At 60.2% G+C, this 18,464-nt stretch carries 16 protein-coding genes; 6 read left to right on the top strand and 10 right to left on the bottom strand.

Translation table 11 applies throughout. From position 1 onward, the window contains the following. The first annotated feature begins 155 nt into the window (after nucleotides 1-155). Both CGZ66_RS32680 and CGZ66_RS32685 read left to right on the top strand, forming a co-directional pair. Complete coding sequence (locus tag CGZ66_RS32680; RefSeq protein WP_095091693.1) at nucleotides 156-422, top strand: PepSY domain-containing protein; 267 nt, start codon at nucleotides 156-158, stop codon at nucleotides 420-422. 5 nt (nucleotides 423-427) lie between these two features. After that, the gene (locus tag CGZ66_RS32685; protein WP_095090811.1) at nucleotides 428-1,036 is read left to right on the top strand and encodes a cytochrome b/b6 domain-containing protein; all 609 of its coding nucleotides are present in this window, start codon (nucleotides 428-430) and stop codon (nucleotides 1,034-1,036) included. A 61-nt stretch (nucleotides 1,037-1,097) separates the two neighbouring features. On the opposite strand, the gene CGZ66_RS32690 is transcribed toward CGZ66_RS32685, so the two are convergent. Further along, nucleotides 1,098-2,093, bottom strand: a complete 996-nt coding sequence (locus CGZ66_RS32690) for a GlxA family transcriptional regulator (RefSeq protein ID WP_095090812.1) — start codon at nucleotides 2,091-2,093, stop codon at nucleotides 1,098-1,100. A gap of 125 nt (nucleotides 2,094-2,218) precedes the next feature. Here CGZ66_RS32690 and CGZ66_RS32695 point away from each other — a divergent pair, with 125 nt between their 5' ends. After that, nucleotides 2,219-2,863 (top strand): cysteine hydrolase family protein, encoded by a 645-nt coding sequence (locus CGZ66_RS32695; protein ID WP_095091694.1) that lies wholly within the window; start codon nucleotides 2,219-2,221, stop codon nucleotides 2,861-2,863. A gap of 68 nt (nucleotides 2,864-2,931) precedes the next feature. Here CGZ66_RS32695 and CGZ66_RS32700 read toward each other — a convergent pair whose 3' ends face one another. From CGZ66_RS32700 to CGZ66_RS32740, 9 genes are all read right to left on the bottom strand, one after another. Continuing rightward, nucleotides 2,932-4,611 carry a formate--tetrahydrofolate ligase gene (locus tag CGZ66_RS32700; protein WP_095090813.1) on the bottom strand — a complete coding sequence of 560 codons (1,680 nt, stop codon included), beginning with the start codon at nucleotides 4,609-4,611 and terminating at the stop codon, nucleotides 2,932-2,934. Between the two features lie 316 nt (nucleotides 4,612-4,927). Then, entirely contained in the window at nucleotides 4,928-6,052 is a 1,125-nt protein-coding gene (locus tag CGZ66_RS32705; protein ID WP_095090814.1) for a DUF2333 family protein, read from the bottom strand. Between the two features lie 104 nt (nucleotides 6,053-6,156). After that, entirely contained in the window at nucleotides 6,157-7,458 is a 1,302-nt protein-coding gene (locus CGZ66_RS32710) for a DUF6638 family protein (RefSeq protein WP_095090815.1), read from the bottom strand. Between the two features lie 101 nt (nucleotides 7,459-7,559). Then, entirely contained in the window at nucleotides 7,560-9,272 is a 1,713-nt protein-coding gene (locus CGZ66_RS32715) for a P-loop ATPase, Sll1717 family (RefSeq protein WP_095090816.1), read from the bottom strand. 100 nt (nucleotides 9,273-9,372) lie between these two features. Further along, nucleotides 9,373-11,283 carry an AAA family ATPase gene (locus CGZ66_RS32720; RefSeq protein WP_095090817.1) on the bottom strand — a complete coding sequence of 637 codons (1,911 nt, stop codon included), beginning with the start codon at nucleotides 11,281-11,283 and terminating at the stop codon, nucleotides 9,373-9,375. Between the two features lie 24 nt (nucleotides 11,284-11,307). After that, a complete protein-coding gene (locus CGZ66_RS32725; protein WP_095090818.1) occupies nucleotides 11,308-12,453 on the bottom strand; it encodes a hypothetical protein in 1,146 nt (381 codons plus the stop codon). A gap of 31 nt (nucleotides 12,454-12,484) precedes the next feature. Further along, on the bottom strand, nucleotides 12,485-13,573 hold the full coding sequence (locus CGZ66_RS32730) for a hypothetical protein (RefSeq protein ID WP_095091695.1): 1,089 nt from the start codon (nucleotides 13,571-13,573) through the stop codon (nucleotides 12,485-12,487). Nucleotides 13,574-13,882: 309 nt separating this feature from the next. Then, nucleotides 13,883-14,272 carry a c-type cytochrome gene (locus tag CGZ66_RS32735; protein WP_095090819.1) on the bottom strand — a complete coding sequence of 130 codons (390 nt, stop codon included), beginning with the start codon at nucleotides 14,270-14,272 and terminating at the stop codon, nucleotides 13,883-13,885. A 189-nt stretch (nucleotides 14,273-14,461) separates the two neighbouring features. Continuing rightward, the gene (locus CGZ66_RS32740; protein ID WP_095090820.1) at nucleotides 14,462-15,073 is read right to left on the bottom strand and encodes a thymidine kinase; all 612 of its coding nucleotides are present in this window, start codon (nucleotides 15,071-15,073) and stop codon (nucleotides 14,462-14,464) included. A 259-nt stretch (nucleotides 15,074-15,332) separates the two neighbouring features. On the opposite strand from CGZ66_RS32740, the gene CGZ66_RS32745 reads away from it, so the two are divergent. The 3 genes from CGZ66_RS32745 (at nucleotide 15,333) to choV (ending at nucleotide 18,439) form a co-directional block, all read left to right on the top strand. Further along, the gene (locus CGZ66_RS32745) at nucleotides 15,333-16,268 is read left to right on the top strand and encodes a choline ABC transporter substrate-binding protein (RefSeq protein WP_095090821.1); all 936 of its coding nucleotides are present in this window, start codon (nucleotides 15,333-15,335) and stop codon (nucleotides 16,266-16,268) included. A 138-nt stretch (nucleotides 16,269-16,406) separates the two neighbouring features. Continuing rightward, a complete protein-coding gene (gene choW / locus CGZ66_RS32750) occupies nucleotides 16,407-17,261 on the top strand; it encodes a choline ABC transporter permease subunit (RefSeq protein ID WP_095090822.1) in 855 nt (284 codons plus the stop codon). Beyond that, complete coding sequence (gene choV, locus CGZ66_RS32755) at nucleotides 17,258-18,439, top strand: choline ABC transporter ATP-binding protein (protein ID WP_095090823.1); 1,182 nt, start codon at nucleotides 17,258-17,260, stop codon at nucleotides 18,437-18,439. The genes choW and choV overlap by 4 nt, the downstream gene beginning before the upstream one ends. Nucleotides 18,440-18,464 lie beyond the last annotated feature (25 nt).

The following is an 18,464-nucleotide window of genomic DNA, read 5'->3' on the forward strand; positions in this document are numbered from 1 at the left end:
GTTCAGCAACACGCCACCTTCATGCGGAACAAGGCTGACAGGAACCTGAACGAAAGCCAACTGCGGCTTTTGAGCGATACGATTCGTGTTCAGGCTGCTGTCAGGTTTCACGCTCAGGGTCCGCGACATCGGAATTGGCCGATGGAGAAAACAAGATGAAAACCTTGATCCTGACCGCGCTGGTGATGGCTGTTGCCGGACCGGCTTTCGCTGCCGACAAATGCGATGTGCCGACCGACCAGTGGCAACCACGCGAGGCGCTGCAGAAGAAGCTTGAAAGCGAAGGCTGGAAGGTTCGCAGCATCAAGACCGAGAACGGCTGCTACGAAGCCAAGGCACTCGATGCCAACGGCAAAAAGCTGGAAGCCGTGTTCAATCCCAAGACGCTCGAGTCGGTCGGCGCCGATTCCGACGACGGTTGATCGCCATGAACGCCACCGCTTCGACACGAGAAGGCTCGGTCGAGTCGACGCGAGAAGCCTCGGTCGGGTCGACACGAGAAGGCTCGGTCAGGGTCTGGAGCTCCTACGTCCGCCTCTTTCATTGGTCGCTGGTCCTGTGCGTTGCGGTGGCCTGGCTTTCCTCGGGAGAAATCATGAAGCTGCATGAACTGGCCGGCTACAGTGCGGGGGTCTTGATAGCTTCACGGCTGATCGCAGGGCTGGCGGGATCTGGTCACACACGCTTCCGTCAGTTCGTGCGTGGGCCGCGCACGGTGAGCTTGTACATAGCCGATGTGGCGCAGGGTCGCGAAAAGCGCCATCTCGGCCACAACCCTGCCGGCGGCGCCATGGTGCTGGCGCTTCTCACCTGCGTGGCGGGAATTGCGCTTACGGGCTGGATGCAGACCACCGATGCCTGGTGGGGCGTGGCCTGGGTGGAGGACACGCATAAGATCCTGGGCAATGGAATTCTCGTGCTCGTCGGGCTTCATGTCGGCGGCGTGCTGCTGGCCAGCCTGCGGCATCGTGAGAATCTGGTTCGCGCCATGCTCACCGGCCGCAAACGCGCGCCATCGCCGGGAGACGTCGCCTGACTGCCTGGATCAGGGAATACCAAAGGCGCCGCAGTGATGCGGCGCCTTTGGCCGTTCCTTCTCAGGAAGGCAGGGCGTGCGGCACTGGTTCGTCCTGACCGGCGCGCCTCGAGAACTCGCGCCGGTATTGCGCCGGCGACGTCTTGAGCCGCGCCGAAAAATGCTGGCGCAGCGACGTGGCACTGCCGAAGCCGACCTCGAAGGCCACCATGTCCATCGACTTCTCCGTTGCCTCCAGCAACCGCTGCGCCAGTTCGATCCGCTGGCTGGTCAGCCATTCGCCGAAACTGGTGCCGACCGATTTCTGAAAGCGGCGGGTGAAGGTGCGCCGGGTCAGGCCGGCGGCCTCGGCGACGCTGTCGAGGTTGTGCGTCTCGCCAAGCGTCGCGCGAACCGCGTCAAGCGCCTGGGTGAACCGGTCTGCATCAGCGCTTTTTGCCACCGGATGCTCGATGAATTGTGCCTGCCCGCCTTGCCGATGCGGCGAAAGGACAATCTGGCGGGCGAGCCGGAGTGCGGCTTCCGCGCCATAGCGGGCGCGCACGATGTGGAGACAGCAGTCGAGGCCAGCCGCGACGCCCGCCGAGGTCACGACGTCGCCATTGTCGACATAGAGCACCGTGGCATCGACCGCGATGTCGGGATGGAGCTTTTGCAGCCGCTCTGAATAGGCCCAGTGCGTCGCGGCACGGCGGCCTGAAAGCAGCCCGGCCGCGGCAATGGCGAAGGTTCCCAGACACAGGCCGACAATCAATGCGCCATGCTCGTGTGCTCTGCGCAGCGCCTCCATCAACACTGGCGCTGGCGCCTCGCCAAGATGATGCCAGCTTGGGATGATGACGATGTCGGCGCCGTCGAGCCCTTCGAGCCCATGCGGCGCGGCAACCGTCAGTCCGGCTTCGGTGTGGATCGGGCCGGCCTTGATCGCGCAGATGCGGAACTCGAAGCGCGGCAGGCCAAGCGATGTCCTGTCCTCGCCGAACACCAGGCATGGCACGGAGAGATGGAACGGGCTGATGCCGTCGAAGGCAAGGACGGCGATGATCGGGTCAGTCATGGCGCTTCCGCGAGTGGATGCGGATTGTCCCAATTCTTTCGAATGATGTCAATCGGGACACTTTCGATCGCTTGGCATGTCACCTATTTTCGATCCATCGCATTCAAGCCGGAAAGGAAGACACCATGTCTGACCCAGCCAACGCCACGCCACGTCGCGCGGTTGTCGTCGTCGACGTCCAGAACGATTATGATGGCGGCAATCTCGCCATCCAGCATCCTCCGTTCCGCGACAGCGTCGTCAATGTGGCACGCGCTATGGACGCGGCCGCCGCGGCCGGCGTCAAGGTGGTGGTAATCAAGCAACTGGCTCCCGAGACATCGCCAGTTTTCGCCAAGGGCAGCCATGGCGCCGAACTGCATCCCGAGATCGCCAAGCGCAGCCGCGACCATTATGTCGAAAAGACCATGCCAAGCGCTTTCACCGGCACCGATCTCGAAGACTGGCTGCGCGCCAACGCCATCGATACGATTACTGTCGTCGGCTACATGACGCACAATTGCGATCTGTCGACCATCATCCACGCGGTGCATATGGGCTTCGCCGTCGAGTTCCTGTCCGACGCGACGGGCTCGCTGCCCTACGCCAACAGCGCCGGTTATGCCTCGGCCGAAGAGATCCACCGCGTGGTGACGATTATCCTGCAGTCACGCTTCGCGGCGGTGCTCAAGACCACCGAATGGATCGAATGCCTGAACACGGGCGTGCTGCCCGAGCGCGATACGATCTATGCCTCCAACCAACGGGCGCTGGCGCGCAGCGCCGCGTAGCAGTATCCGCAAACGAAAAGGGCGCCGCATCGCTGCGGCGCCCTTTTCGCTGTCGAGACAGCAATATCTTAGAACAGGCCTTCGATCTGTCCTGCCTCGTTGAGGAAGATCTTTTCCGAGGATGGTGCCTTGGGCAGGCCGGGCATCGTCATGACCTCGCCGCAGATGATGACGACGAAGCCGGCACCGGCCGACAGCCTGACCTCGCGCACCGGTACGGTGTGGCCGGTCGGCGCGCCGCGCAGGTTCGGGTCGGTCGAGAAGGAGTACTGCGTCTTGGCCATGCACACCGGCAGGTGGCCGTAGCCGGCTTGCTCCCAGGCGTGCAACTGGTCGCGCACCGACTTGTCGGCGATTGCTTCCGAGCCGCGATAGATGCGCTGGACGATGGTGTTGATCTTCTCGAACAGCGGCATCGCATCGGGGTAGAGCGGCGCGAACTGCGAGGCACCGGATTCGGCCAGCGCCACCACCTTGTTGGCGAGTTCCTCGATGCCGGCCGAACCCTTGGCCCAGTGCTTGCACAGGATCGCCTCTTCACCCATCGAGGCGACATAGTCCTTCATCGCCTGGATTTCGGCGTCGGTGTCGGAATAGAAATGGTTGATGGCAACCACCGCCGGCACGCCGAATTGGCGGATGTTCTCGATGTGGCGGCCAAGGTTGGCGCAGCCCTTCTTCACCGCCTCGATGTTTTCCTTGCCGAGGTCTTCCTTCTTGACGCCGCCATTCATCTTCATGGCGCGCACGGTGGCGACGATGACGGCAGCGGCCGGCTTCAGGCCAGCCTTGCGGCACTTGATGTCGAAGAACTTTTCCGCACCGAGATCGGCACCAAAGCCGGCTTCGGTGACGACATAGTCGGCAAGCTTGAGCGCCGTCGTGGTGGCGACGACCGAGTTGCAGCCATGCGCGATGTTGGCGAACGGGCCGCCATGGACGAAGGCCGGGTTGTTCTCCAGCGTCTGCACCAGGTTGGGCTGCATGGCGTCTTTCAAGAGCACGGCCATGGCGCCGTCGGCCTTGAGGTCGCGGGCATAGACCGGCGACTTGTCGCGGCGATAGGCGACGATGATGTCGCCGAGGCGCTTCTCAAGGTCCTTCAGATCGGTCGACAGGCACAGGATGGCCATGACCTCCGAGGCGACGGTGATGTCGAAGCCGCCCTCGCGCGGAAAGCCGTTGGCGACGCCGCCGAGCGAACAGATCATCTCGCGCAGCGCGCGGTCGTTCATGTCCATGACACGGCGCCAGACGACGCGGCGGGTGTCGATGCCGAGCTCATTGCCCCAGTAGATGTGGTTGTCGATCAGCGCCGACAGAAGGTTGTGCGCCGTGGTGATGGCGTGGAAGTCGCCGGTGAAGTGGAGGTTCATGTCCTCCATCGGCACGACCTGGGCATAGCCGCCGCCGGCGGCACCGCCCTTGACGCCGAAGTTCGGGCCGAGCGAAGCCTCGCGGATGCAGACGATCGCCTTCTTGCCGATGCGGTTCAGGCCGTCGCCGAGGCCGACGGTGGTCGTCGTCTTGCCTTCGCCGGCCGGTGTCGGGTTGATGGCGGTGACGAGGATCAGCCTGCCGTCCTTGTTGCCCTTCACCGACTTGATGAACTCGGCGGAAATCTTGGCCTTGTCGTGGCCGTAGGGCAAAAGGTGTTCGGTCGGAATGCCGATCTTGGCGCCGATCTCCTGGATCTGCTTCTTCTTGGCGCCACGCGCGATCTCGATGTCGGACTTCACTTCGGCCATGACAGCTTTCCTCTGGATTGGTCGGTGGAGGGGACGGGGTTTGATCTCACTCGCATGCAGGCCGGAACCGGGGCGCGGGCATGTTTTAACCCTGTCGCTGCCGCGGCGTCAACTTGCATGCAACTATGTTTCCTATGAAGAAAATTCCTATGCGGACCGGCCGATCTTGTCATCGGATCTTCCCGGCTCCGTTGCCGCGCCGTATAGAAGCCAGAGGACGCGCCGTTCCGCCGTCTCAAAACAGCCGCACAATGCACCGAATGCGACAGAAGCGACGGCGCAAATTCGCCATCGCTTCGGCTGCGGCCGGCAAGCCTTACTGCGTCAGCACGTTGCTGATTTCGACCATGTTGGAGCGCACCCTGAGCACGTAGAAGCCCATCGTCGTCAGATGCGTCGGCAACAGCCAGCCGTCTTCGCGGCCATTGGCGATGATGAAGGGCTGGATGCGCAGCGCCGAGACGAACTGCGCGTCCATCGTGTCCCACAGGCTCTGCAGGTGCTTTTCCTTGATGACGTCGTCGAAGTCGGCCTGGGCACCCTTCATCAGGCCGTAATAGGCGTAGAGCTGGCCATAGGCGAACCAGTAGCGGTCGTCGGCGCGGAAATCGAACCAGCCGTCATTGTGGTTCTCGGCGCGCTCCTTGAGGATCGCCGACGTCGAGCCTATGTCGGATGAGATACGATCGATATATTGCTTCAGATTGTCGGCGCGGGCATCGAAGGTCGCCTGGCAGGTGGCGAGCCGGGCGTTGAAGGAGCGCAGCTTGCGCACCGCGTCGCGGTAATAGCTCGGCGTCGGCGTCTTCGGGCCGAACGGGCTCACGCCGAAATACCAGGTGTATTCGTCGAACTGCAGATTGCCGCGCGCGTCTTGCAGATCGGCATCGATCTGCGACGTGGTGCGGACGCGGCCGAGATTGTCGGCGAGTTCGGTCGCCGTGCGCCGCACCGCCTGGTTGATGCCGCGCTGGAACGAGGCCTTGTTATCCATCCACGGCGTGTGGTCCCAGTCGATGCCGAACAGGCCGAGCTTGTAGAGGATCATCGACGAGATCCAGGCATTCTGGTTGACGTTGAAGTCGGTCAGGTCGGCGGCGATCTGGGCAATACCGGAGTTGCCGCAGGTCTTGGCGGTATCCGTGCCGGAGCCGGCGGCAACCTGTTCGCCCGCGGACACGTTGCGCTTTTCGAAAGTGTAGGTGTCGGGGTAATTCGGGTTGAAATTGTTCCACCACTGGGTGGCGTAGAAGAAGTTGGCATAGAGGCCGATCAGCACCAGCAAGGCGACGCCGACCACCGCCTTGAGGATCCAGCCGCGCTGCGTGTACCAGCGCCCGGCCCACATGAACGGCCACAGGATGACGCCGATCAGGAGGCCGATGCCACGGCCGATCCACTGGAAAATCCAGGTGAAGAAGTTCACGATCGGATCGAGCATGGCGATGTCACCCCCTCAAAGCATGATGCCAAAAAGTTGCGGACTTTTGGATAACATCATGCGCCAAAACAATAAGTTAGAACGAAATGACGGTTCATTTCGTTCTAGTCAGTCAGGCCGTAGAGGCGTGTGCGAAACGCCACCTTGTCCTTCAAATATGTGGTTTTGAGAACGTCCACAACATGCGATCGCCAGGCGTCGCTGAAGCCGTCATAGTCCCTGTAGAAGCCCTGCTTGTTGAAGATGTAGCGCGAGACGAAGTCCGACGGGACGAAATCCGAGATCAGCCGGTTGGTCAGCCAGGCGTCGGGATGGTCCGGTTTGGCGCGGATCACCAGGAAGCGCTGCTGCGGGAGCACATCCTCGATCTTGAGGTAGCCGAGTTGGGCGATCTCGCGCTTGGCGGCGTTGAGGAAGGGAAAATTGCCGTCCCTGGCAATCAGGTCGGCATGGCTCTGGATCCAGGTCTGCAGCCAGACCTTGTCGACGTCGGTCAGGTTGCGGTCCGGCTCTGCGTCGCGGATCAGCGCGCGTACCACCATCTCGGCGCGATGCTCGAGATAGCCCGAGGCTTCGATCCAGGAGGCGCGAGGCAACTCGATGCGGCCAGTGGTGGCGAGGAACTTGAACACCTTGTCGGCGTCGTTGATCGAGAGATAACTGACCTGCCACGGCCGCGAGCGGCGGAAGCCAGGTGCGGCCGGATCGCCGATCACCGTCGTCATGTCGGGGTCGACGAACACGTAGAGACCGCCGAAATGGCTGGTCCAGTAGGCATTGTGGCGGAAGATCAACTGGTCCGGCACCAGCGCGTTCTCGCGGATGTCGCCGCAGATCTTGGCCAATTCCACCATGCGGGTCAGCATGGCGTTGTCGCGCCAGGCGTCGGGCTCCTGCTTCAGCCGGTCGACGAGCTTGCCGAGCTCGGCAGCCTTGCCCAGCACGTCCTCGGCCGACAGCACCTTGAACTCGACCTGGCTGATCGACAGCAGGTCCTCGATGTCGTTGACCTTGGGAACGGAATCCTCGATCTCGCCGTAGATGACGTCCTTGATGGTCAGCGCGTCGATGGCGCGCTGGTTCTTGGACATGAACTCGAACATCAGCTGCGAGGTGTTGGAGAAGGCGGTGTGCACCACCGGCAGGTCGATCTGCGACGGCGTCAGGATGATGAAGCGGCGATTGACCTCGTTGGGGTCGAGATAATCATAGTCGCCGCATTCCTCGGCCACTTCGGGCGAGAATCCGGTGCGGTCGATCTGGAAGCTCTTCAACTTCGTCGGCTTCAGACCGAACGCCGCCAGCGCCTTGTTGTAGCGCTGAATCAAATGCGGCTCGTCGACGGTCAGCAGCCGGCCATAGATCAGCTCATTGTCGCGCAGCAGGTCGGGCTTCTTGGCGGTCATGTTTCCTACTCCCTGTTCATAGGGAGATCAAAAGAACGCCGCCCAAATGGCGAACGAGAAGGGGCTGAAGCATCCAATTCAGTCATTCACCAGCTCGGCGGTCAAACTATTTGTAGTGACTTCATGAGCCCACGATGGACCACAATCATCTCTTTAAAATTCAACTCAGAGTTCGGACTCTGGTACTTGAATATGTGTATACCAACCCTTACTACATTTCCGATAACAGAAAAATAAAAAAGTGTTCTCAGAATAAAATCAGGATCTGATATCTTAACTGATCCAGTCTTTACTCTCTCAAGATACTCGCTACGAAATTCTGATATGCTCAGTATCCACTTTCTCGTCTGTGAAAATATAGACAAAACATTATCTATGTCTGGAATCAAGCCGTGCATCTCATCTATGAGCTCCTTCCTTAGATAGCCCGAGTACGCTTTGTCGGCCGCCTTAACTGTTGAAGGCGCTATCTCGCCGCCACCCATTCGAAGTTGGATATCCGCGCACTCCTTTAGATAGTTGATGTAGTCTCGTGGGCGTCCTTGCGTGCTCATGGTTATATAACGAAAAGAATCAATCTCCTTCTTTCCTTTCGAATACGTCATTGGTGACTTAGAAAAGAGAGAGTACCAAATTTTGTCGAAGTCGTCTTCATCTACAACCAAAACTTTCGAAAGACGGTAAGCCAGAAGTCTACGAATTTCCGTATCGTTCCACTCCAAAAAATTCTCTAGATCCCGCCATTTATTCTTATCGGCATCCTTTACTAGGTCGTATATGTCATCTCTTAAGAATATTACCGGAAAAAGCGCCTTGCCCTTTGCAGTCACAGATGACCTCACGTCCTGTACTGCCTTAAACAGGCTCGTCAGCAAGTCCATATAGTTGCTTTTCGAGAAACTCGCAAAAATGTCCTTATAGTCTTCGTCAAGCTCGTCAAATAAAACCAATATCTTTTGATTTGGCATATGCTTAATGACGAATGCTTCAAGATTTTCTACTTTTTCTTGAAGGGTAGCCTTTCTTTTATTCTTTAGCCAATTAGTAACGCTTATGCCTGTCCCGAGTACATTTATTCCAAAGTCTCCTGCAATCCAGCTGCCCACAATTGTCCCAAGATTGTCGCTATCTGGCGATGGGAACGCCTTTTCTATTGTTCTTTTTATCAAGGGGTCCGTGTATTGACTTCTAGCGATCGATTTGCACGCGGCTGAATATATTATCAGTTTCCAAATGGTTATATATTGGTTTGGCTTTGTGTAACTCGCGTTCTCTTGTGAGTAAAGTTCGTTAAATGGAAAATTCTTAAAAGATAATTTTGATACCAAGTTCAATCTTATGCCGTCGTGATCAGATAAGTACTGCACAAGCGCAGTTTTTCCGGTCCCCTTTCGACCTATTACATAGGCGGTTTCGCCATCAATTATACTTTTTAGCTCCGGCACCGTAAAAAAGTAACGTTTTAGGTCATCTAGTCGCGCCTCCAACTTCCAGCGAGAAATTTCATTGAGCGCCTTTTTTCTTGCTTCATCTGAAAGCTCGATGATGGGACCGATATAAGGTTCTATCGTCTTTCTTGGCGCGTCCCGCGTGTCATATTTCCTGTCCGCGGCCGGCGCGTCCTTGGCATTTGTGGCTTGCGGTTTCCCATTGATTTCCTGGATTTCAAAGGAGACGCGCGCGCCCTTCTGAAGACCGTCCCAAGGACCGTGGTACTGGGAGGAGTGCAAAAAATATCGTTGCAAAGATCCTTCGGCTTTAATGAAGCCGAAGTTCTTACCGTCGGGTAATGCGTCAATCCATCCGAAGATCATAACCGTTCAATCCTACATTCTCGGAGCTTCTCACTATAATCCTTTGCATGCCTCATTGGCGAGAAAGATGCAGCTGATGCGCCGCCGCGTGAACGGAAGTTCACGCATTCCACAGACCCTTTTTCTTCATCTCCTCCATCTCGCGTGCGGCTCGCTCGCGCAGGCGTGCGTCGCGTAGCAGTTTTTCGACCGCGGCGTCGTCGGACTTGTCTGAATAGCGGAACTCGCTGTCGGCGTAGCGGTTGATCTCCTGCATGACCATGTCCATCGAGAAGGGCCCGCGCAGTTCCTCGATCATCGCTTTCTTCTCGTCGTAGCCCTTGTGCATGAAGGCTTCCGGCTTCTCGAACCAGTCGTCGGGAAGCTCGATATCCATGGCGCGCATCTTGATGGCGTCGGTGACGTTCTTGATGGCGCGGCCGGTGAAGCGCGGCTCGGCATCCTTGATCAGGTGCAGATAGGTGCCGATATCGGCCATCGATTTCGGCGCGCCGTTCTCCTTCATGTAGCGCTCGTAGACCTTCATCAGCCCGTCTTCCTGCGGCTTCTCATGCTCCTCGTAGGCCTCGGTCACAGCGCGCTGGATCTCCTGCGCGGCGTAGAGATCGTGGTCGCCGAGCGGGATCTTGTGGTTCTTGCCGGCAAGCAGCACGAAGATGTCGATGTAGTCATCGCGCGTCTGCGGACCGTCGACCAGCCAGCGGGCGCCGGCGCGCTGGCGCAGCGCATCGTCGACATTTTCGGGATAGTTGGAGAACATGCCGAAGGAGCAGTTGCCGCGCACCACCGTGCCGGCACCGGCGAAGGCATCCATCAGCACGCCGGTGATCTCCTGCTGGCCGGCCGAGGCGCGGTCGTCTGAGCGGCGCGCCGCCACCTGGTCGATGTCGTCGATGGTGCCGAAGCCGATGACGCGCGGATTGAGCACATTGTTGATGAACTGGCGGCAGTTCTGGCCCGACTTGCCCTGGTAGGATGAAATCTGGTCGACGCCGAAATTCTCATAGGCGAAGGGATAGCCGGCAACCTGGCAGTAACCGTTGACGAGGCCGGCGATCATCTGGATCAGCGTCGTCTTGCCGGTGCCGGGCGCGCCGTCGCCGATGAAGGTGAACAGGAAGCCGCCGAGTTCGACGAAGGGGTTGAGCTCACGCTCGAAGTCGTAGGCCATCAGCATCTTGGCGAGCTTGACCGACTGGTATTTGGCGATGTGGTTGCCGACCACCTCTTCCGGCGTCTTGAAGGTCATGACCAGCGGCTTCGAGCGCTTGCCCGGCGCGACGTCGAAACCGTCGAGGGTGAAGTTATCGGCATCGATGCGGATATGCGCGTTCTCGAACGGGCCAATGCCGTCGAAGCGACCCTTGCGCGCCAACAGCCCGTCGATGGCGACGCGGGCAAAGGCGCGTGCCCTGGTCATCAGGTCGGCATCGTCGGACGAGCCCGATATCGCCTTGTCGAGGCCGGCCAGGATCGACTTCACCGCATCCTGCGGCGTGTCGAACAGGAAGTCCGGCTCCGGGATGTCGTTGGGCGCTTCGCCGTCGCTGTCGATCAGCTGGAACAGATAGGAAGCGAGGCTGAAGGCGGAGATGTAGGCCGAGGCCGACAGAAGCTTCTTGAAAGCCGAGGCCTCGTCGCCCTCGAGCGGCGCGCGGGTGTTTTTCGCTTGCAGGCTTTCGAGGTCGGAGCCTTCGGCAAAGACGTCCGATATGGCGAGTGCGATCGCCGTGCCGCGCCGGACGCGAAACAACAGAGTGTGCTGGGGGATGGTCAGCAGCTGGTCGTCGGGATGGACGGCGCCGACGGTCTTCGACAGCTCGACCTCGCGCGTGCGCCGCACCGAGCCGACCGAAACGGTCGAGACGAAGCGGCGGTTGGTTCCGGCCAGCGCCGTGCCGGACTCGCGCGAGGGGTCTTCCAGCACGACGATGCGGGTGATGAAGCTCTGCGCGGTGGCGCGGTGCTTTTCGATCGAAGCTTCCGGAATGGTGGTCAGGCCGGTATCCATGAAGAGTGCTCCGTGGTGTGACGGTCAGACGTCTGAGATGACCTGTCCGTTGGACAGGATGTGGACCTTGTAGCCGGCAAATATCTTCTGCGCCTCGCCGGCGGCGTAGAGTGCCTGGTAGGCCTCGTGCGGGATCAGCGCATGGTTTTCGTAGCTGGACACGCCCTGGCGCGCGGCTTCCAGATCATCGGTGTTGATGAAGAATTCCTGCGTCGTCTTCTCGCTCGAAAACAGCCCCTTGCGGCCGGGTTTCTCGCTCTTGGAATAGACCTCCTGGATGGTCCAGGTCAGCAGCCAGGCATTTTCCGGCTTGCGCACCTTGGCCAGCACTTCGGTGACCGTCGAATTATTGTCGGTGATCCCCGCCGAATAGAATGGGCCGAGCACGACGCGGCGCAACTGCTTGGGGTGTAGCGGCTCGAAATCCTTGTCGAGGTTGACCGCGATGGTCGCCGGCGACAGCGTGTAGGCGGAATTCTTCTCGGTGAAATCGTCGAAACGGTGGGCCAGCTCGGGGTTGAGCAGGCCATCGACCGGCAGCGGAATGTCGACCTTGTCATTGAGCTTGCCGTTGCTGTCGACGAGTTGACGCACCATCGCGTCGGAAGAATCCTCCACCGTCACCATGTAGACCAGGGGCAGGTTGGCGCTGCCGTCGAACGTCGCCCAGTGGACGAGGTAATACGGCCGCGCCGTCTTTGGATTGACCGAGACCTTGGCCGTCTGCGCCAAGGTGAAAGGGCCGAACGTATTCTCGCTTTTCACGTCCTCGAGATAGAGCCGTTCGGCCATCGACTTCTGCAGCGCCTCGGGGAATTCCTTGTGGCGCAGGATGAAGTCGGCCATTTCCTCGCGCAACTCGCCGGCCAGCGGAATGTTGGCAAGCCGCGCGTCAGCCTGGCGACGGTCGTTTTCGAGTTCGAGCAGGTTCTGGAAGACCGGGAAGCCACTTTCGGCACGCGAAATGCGGAACGTGTCCATGAAGCCCAACCGGTTGCGCCAGCAGGCAAAGGACTTGTCGAGCCGGGCGATGTATTCGGCGACGATCTTGGCGACGATGCCATGCCGGTAGAGCGGCGAGCGATCGTCGCGCATGAACACTTCAAGGCCGCTCAGTGCGGCCGTGATGGCCGAGAAATACCGTGCGGCCGCTTCGTTTTCGGGGGTCATGCCTGTGCGCTCGCGGGCAGTCCAGTCACCCCTAAGACTGCACGTAGTTTGACGCGTTGTGCTTCTTCAGCACCTCGTCGAAGCGACGGGCAAAGGCATCGTCGGCCAGCTTTTTGCGGCGCTGGATGTCGGAGCTGGCGACCATGTTCTTCTCGTGCATTTCAAGCAGGTCGCCGATGTGTTTCTGCGAGGCGGCACCAATGCCGGCCATGGTTTCCTCGGCGGTGTTGTCGACCTGGCTGCCAAGCGTGTTGATCTTGTGGGCGACGTCCTGCTGGGCTGCGGTCTTCAGCGAATCCTCCAGCGCCTTGTAGAGCACGATGCGCTGTTCGGTATCGATGGTCAGCTTGTTGATCAGCGTCGACTGCGCGGCGATCTGGTTGTTGAGCGAATCGACGAAGGTCTGGAACATCGAGGTGTAGCGTTCCAGCGTCTGGCTCTCGGCCAGCAACTCCTGCTCCTTGGCCTGCTTTTCATTGTATTCCGTCGCCAGCTTGGAGCGTTCGCCTTCGAGTTGCGTGCGGTCCTTCTGGCTGGTGGACGCGGCGATCTTGTTTTCGATGTCGAGCAGCATCGGGTTGAGCTCCTCAATGCGCTTCTGCACGGCTTCGAGGTTGGACATGGTGGTCTTGCGGCGCTCGATGACCTGCGACAGGCTGGCCTCGGAGGTCTTGTAGCGCTGGTCGAGGACTTCCTTCTGCGCCTTCAGGATGCCGACAATGGTGTCGGACTTGGCCAACAGTTCCTGCAGGTTGCCGGCCAGCGACATGTTGCGGACGCGATCGGTGCGCATGCGCTGCTTGCTCTGGCTGGAGAACATGCCGACGAAGTTTTCCCAGCCGGTGTAGTTCTTCATGCTTTCGAATTCGGCGCCGAAGACGTTGGTGGCGTCCTCCAGACCGATGATCAGGTCGGCGATGTTGCCTTCCATCACCTTCTGCTGTTTCAGCACGTCCTCGATGCGGGCGTTCTCGATGTCGAAATTGGCATCGCCGATCTTCTTGTCGGCGGTGGCCAGCGTATCAAGCACGGTGCCGGACTGCTCGATCTTGGTGCGCATGTCCTGCACGACCTGCTTGGTCTTGGCAATCTCGGCATCGAAATTCTGCAATGTCGCCATTGGGGCCTCCCGCTTCGGCATCACGTCGCTGGTCGCGAACAGCGGCGAATATATGTGGGGCATCCGGGGATTGAAAGACGCAAGACAAGACCCGCGCCGAAAACAAAAGAATTCGCCACGGTCTTGAAAGGTAGTGAAGGCGTGGTCATGGCGTGATTAGCTTGCAGTCAAGCGTAGTTCAACTGTCATTGAACTACTGTGCCGGCAAAGCAGTCAATCTCCGCCAGCACGGACGCTCTGGAATTCCAGTTGCAGGCGTAACATATCCGGCGAGGCCGGGCGTCGTCAGGCGACGCAGCCGGCGGTTGCTCAGGGCTTGGGATCGGCCTTCAGATAGGCAATGACATTGGCGATATCGTCGTCATTGTTCAGGCCCGCGAACATCATCTTGTTGCCGGGCACCTTGAGCCGAGGCGCCTTGAGATATTCGGCGAGGTTGGCTTCATCCCAGACCAGGCCGCCGGCACCGGCGCTCTTCATCGCCTCGGAGTAGTGACCAAGGAAGCTCTCGGCACTGCCGGCGGTGCGTCCAACGACGCCCAGCAGATGCGGGCCGACCTTGTCGCGGTCGGTGGTCGCGTCATGGCAGGAGATGCACCGGTTGAAGACATGCTTGCCCAGTGCCGGGTCACCGCCAGCCTGAGCGGCAAGCGCGGTGGCAAGGAGAAGAATGCTGGCAGACGAAGCGGCTCGAAACATGGCTGACCCCCGGAGAGCTCTGGCTGGCGGTCTTATAGGACCGAGGCCTTAACAAACGCTGCATTGTCGTGGGATTGGGAGGCCTGCCCGGATCTCGCCGCACCGGGCCGGGGCCTTTGTTGTTACGCATGTCGTTGGTTCCAAAACCGCTGCGCACTTTGGGGCGACATGCATTGGGCCGTTGCCCTATCAGGCTTGGGTGAAGCCGATGAAATCGTCGGGTGCGGCGCGGCCCATCTCTTCCTCCCAGTGGCGGCGGCAGAGCGACACATAGACGTCCTTGCCGATCGCCACCTGCTCGCCCTGACGTGCCACCTTGCCGTCGGGGCCGAGGCGCACCACCATCGTCGCCTTGCGGCCGCAGCGGCAGATGGTGCGCACCTCGCGCAAATCGTCGGCAATGGCCAGCAGCGCGCGCGAACCGGAAAACAGCTTGCCCTGGAAATCGGTGCGCAGGCCGTAGCACATGACCGGGATGTTCAGCCGGTCGGCGATGCGGGCGAGCTGCCAGACCTGCTCCTCCTCGAGGAACTGCGCCTCGTCGACGAAGACGCAATGCACGGTCGAATGCTCATGATGATCGGCGACGCGGGCGAACAGATCATCACCGTCACGGAACATCTCGGCTTCCGTCTCCAGGCCGATGCGCGACGAGATCAGGCCGCTGTCGCCCTTTCGGTAGTGGCCGGCGACGAACAGCATCGTGCGCATGCCGCGCTCGCGATAGTTGTACGACGCCTGCAACAGCATCGTCGTCTTGCCGGCGTTCATCGTCGCATAGTGGAAGTAGAGCTTGGCCATGCCGCCCTTTTAAGCCGACTTGTCCCGGCGCGGGGAGGGGGCGCCGCCGCATTCCCCCAAAAAACGACCCCCGCTCCCAAAAAACGACAGCCGCGCAGTGCAAAAGCAGGAAGCGTGTCGCTGATTGGCCAGCCTGCGCCGTTGATCGTGATTGCCTTAATGCTTGAAACCACACCAGAATGGTGTTTGGCTGACGAAACAAGGCGGGCAGAGAAACCGTAACTTCGCTTCGCCTAAGAATCGCAATGGGAGAATATCTATGTCGCGCATGAATTCCTTCGTCGCCGGCCTCGGCCTGGCGGCTCTGTTGTCTACGAGCGCTGCCTTCGCCGGCGATCCGGCAAGCTGCAAGGCGGTGCGTCTTTCGGATGTCGGCTGGACCGATATCCAGGCGACGACCGGTGTCGCTTCCGTCCTGCTGACCGCGCTCGGCTACGAGCCGCAGACGATCCAGCTGTCGGTGCCGGTGACCATGGCGTCGCTGAAGAACAAGGATCTTGATGTCTTCCTCGGCAACTGGATGCCGTCGATGACCAACGACATCAAGGATTACACCGCCGACGGCTCTGTCGAGACCATAAGCACGAACCTGACCGGCGCCGGCTACGGCATCGTCGTGCCGACCTATGTCGCGGATGCCGGCGTCAAGTCGCTGACCGATATCGGCAAGTTCAAGGACAAGTTCAACGGCAAGATCTACGGCATCGAGGCCGGCAATGACGGCAACCGCATCATCCTCGACATGATCAAGAACCCGAAGGACAATCTCGAAGGCTTCGAGCTGGTCGAATCCTCGGAAGCCGGCATGCTGACGCAGGCCGAGCAGTCGATGAAGAACAATGAGTGGATCGCCTTCCTCGGCTGGACGCCGCATCCGGTGATGGGCGCCATGAAGATCACCTATCTCGACGGCATGGGCGACAGCGGCTTCGGTGCTGCCACCGTGTTTACCAATGTGCGCAAGGGCTACACCACGGAGTGCCCGAATGCAGGCAAGTTCATCGCCAATCTGAAGTTCAATCTGGACATGGAAGGCCAGATGATGGACGCGATCCTCAAGGGCGGCGATGCCAACACGGTGGCGAGCGACTGGCTGAAGAAGAATCCCGGCGCGGTTGCGCCCTGGATCGCCGGCGTCACCACCTTCGATGGCGGCGACGCGGCGGCGGCGATCAAGACCGCGCTCGGAAGCTGAGCCGACTGTGATTTCGGCGTGACCGAAATAAAGGGCAGCCATTCTGGAAAAGGCTGCCCTTTTTCATATCCTGTGACAAGATGACGTTGCGACATCAGAGGCCGAGGGCAGGGCGGTCTCCTGCATGAGAGGGGCGATATGGATCCGATTTCGAAATTCATGGTCGATCACAAGATTCCGATCGGCGCCTGGGGAAAGGCGTTCTTCGGCTTCCTCACCGACAATTTCGACACTGTCTTCAGGGCCTTTTCGAATGGCCTCAATTTCCTGCTAGACGGGTTGGTCGACATCCTGCTGCTGGTGCCGCCGGTGCTGCTGGCGCTTGTCATCGCCGCCATCGCCTGGCTGCTGCAGCGCTCGAGGCCGCTTGCCATCGGAGTCTTCCTCGGCCTGATCTTCATCATCAACCAGAACCTGTGGAAGCAGACGGTGCAGACGCTGGTGCTCGTGGTGGCTGCTGCTGCGATGGCCATGGCCATCGGGGTGCCGCTCGGCATCTGGGCCGCGCACAAGCCGAAGGTCTACCGCATCATGCTGCCGGTGCTCGACCTGATGCAGACGCTGCCGACCTTCGTCTACCTGATCCCGGTGCTGACGCTGTTCGGTCTCGGCAACGCGCCCGGCCTCATCGTCACCATCATCTTCGTCATCCCGACCGCGGTCAGGCTCACCCATCTCGGCGTCGTCTCGGTACCGAAGTCGATCGTCGAGGCAGGCGAAGCGTTCGGCGCCACCAAGAGCCAGCTGTTGTGGAAGGTGGAACTGCCCTCGGCGCTGCCAACCATCATGGCCGGTCTGACGCAATCGATCATGCTGTCGCTGTCGATGGTGGTGTTCGCGGCGCTGATCGGCGCCGGCGGCCTCGGCACTGAAATCAACAGGGCGCTCGGCTCGCGCCGCATCGACCTCGGGCTTGAGGCGGGCCTGGCCATCGTTGTCCTCGCCATCGTGCTTGACCGGATGACCCGCATTGCCGTTGGAGGCAAGAAATGACCGTCGCCGTCGATTTCAGAAACGTCGATATCGTCTTCGGCGCCGACCAGGCCGGATCTCTGGCAATGATTGACGCTGGAGCCACCCGCGCCGAGATCCTCGAAAAGACCGGCAATGTGCTGGGTTGCGCAGGCGCCAGTCTGACCGTGAACGAGGGCGAGATTTCCGTGCTGATGGGCCTGTCCGGTTCGGGCAAGTCGACATTGTTGAGGGCCGTGAACCGGCTGAACGTGGTGTCGCGCGGTCAGGTGCTTGTCAAGGACGGCGACAAGACCGTCGACGTCGTCACCTGCGATGAGGTGACGTTGAGAAGGCTGCGGCAGAAGCAGGTAGCTATGGTGTTCCAGCAGTTCGGCCTGCTGCCCTGGCGCACGGTCGAGGAGAATGTCGGCCTCGGCCTCGAACTCGCCGGTGTTCCGGAAGCCGAGCGCAAGGAGCGCGTCAAAAAGCAGTTGGAGCTCGTTCATCTCGACCAGTGGTCGAAGAAATACGCGCATGAGCTTTCGGGCGGCATGCAGCAGCGCGTCGGCCTGGCCCGTGCCTTCGCCACAGAGGCGCCGATCCTGCTGATGGACGAACCGTTCTCGGCGCTCGACCCGCTGATCCGCACGAAGCTGCAGGACGAATTGCTGCAGCTGCAGGCCGAGTTGAAGAAGACCATTATCTTCGTCAGCCACGACCTCGAGGAGGCGCTGAAGATCGGCAGCCACATCACGATCATGGAAGGCGGCCGCATCGTGCAGACCGGTGCGCCGGAAGACATCGTGCTGCGGCCGGCCAACGACTATGTCCGCGACTTCATCGCCAATGTGAACCCGCTGTCGGTGCTGACCGCCTGGAACGTGATGCGCGACCGTCGCGACCTGGAGCACGGTGACAATGGCTGGGTGTGGCTCGACCGGCGCAAGACGACGCGCTTCAAGATAGACGACCACGGGCTGGTGGCGGCGGCCGAACGCGACGGCAAGCCGGCGGTGTGGGTATCATGCGCCGATGTCGAGGGTCAGTCGGAGGAAGCGGCGCAAGTGTTCTGGGCCAACCCCGGCACCTCGCTGAAAACCGTGATGCTGGCCATGCATCGCTCGCAGACCGCACCCGTGGCGCTGTTCGACGACCAGTCGCGCTTTGTCGGCGCCATCGGCATCCGCGACGTGCTGAGCGCGGTGCTGCGGCGGTAGCGCCAGGCTTCGGCTGCGGCCTTCG

This window comes from Mesorhizobium sophorae (assembly GCF_002270415.1).
GTDB classification, from domain to species: domain Bacteria; phylum Pseudomonadota; class Alphaproteobacteria; order Rhizobiales; family Rhizobiaceae; genus Mesorhizobium; species Mesorhizobium sophorae.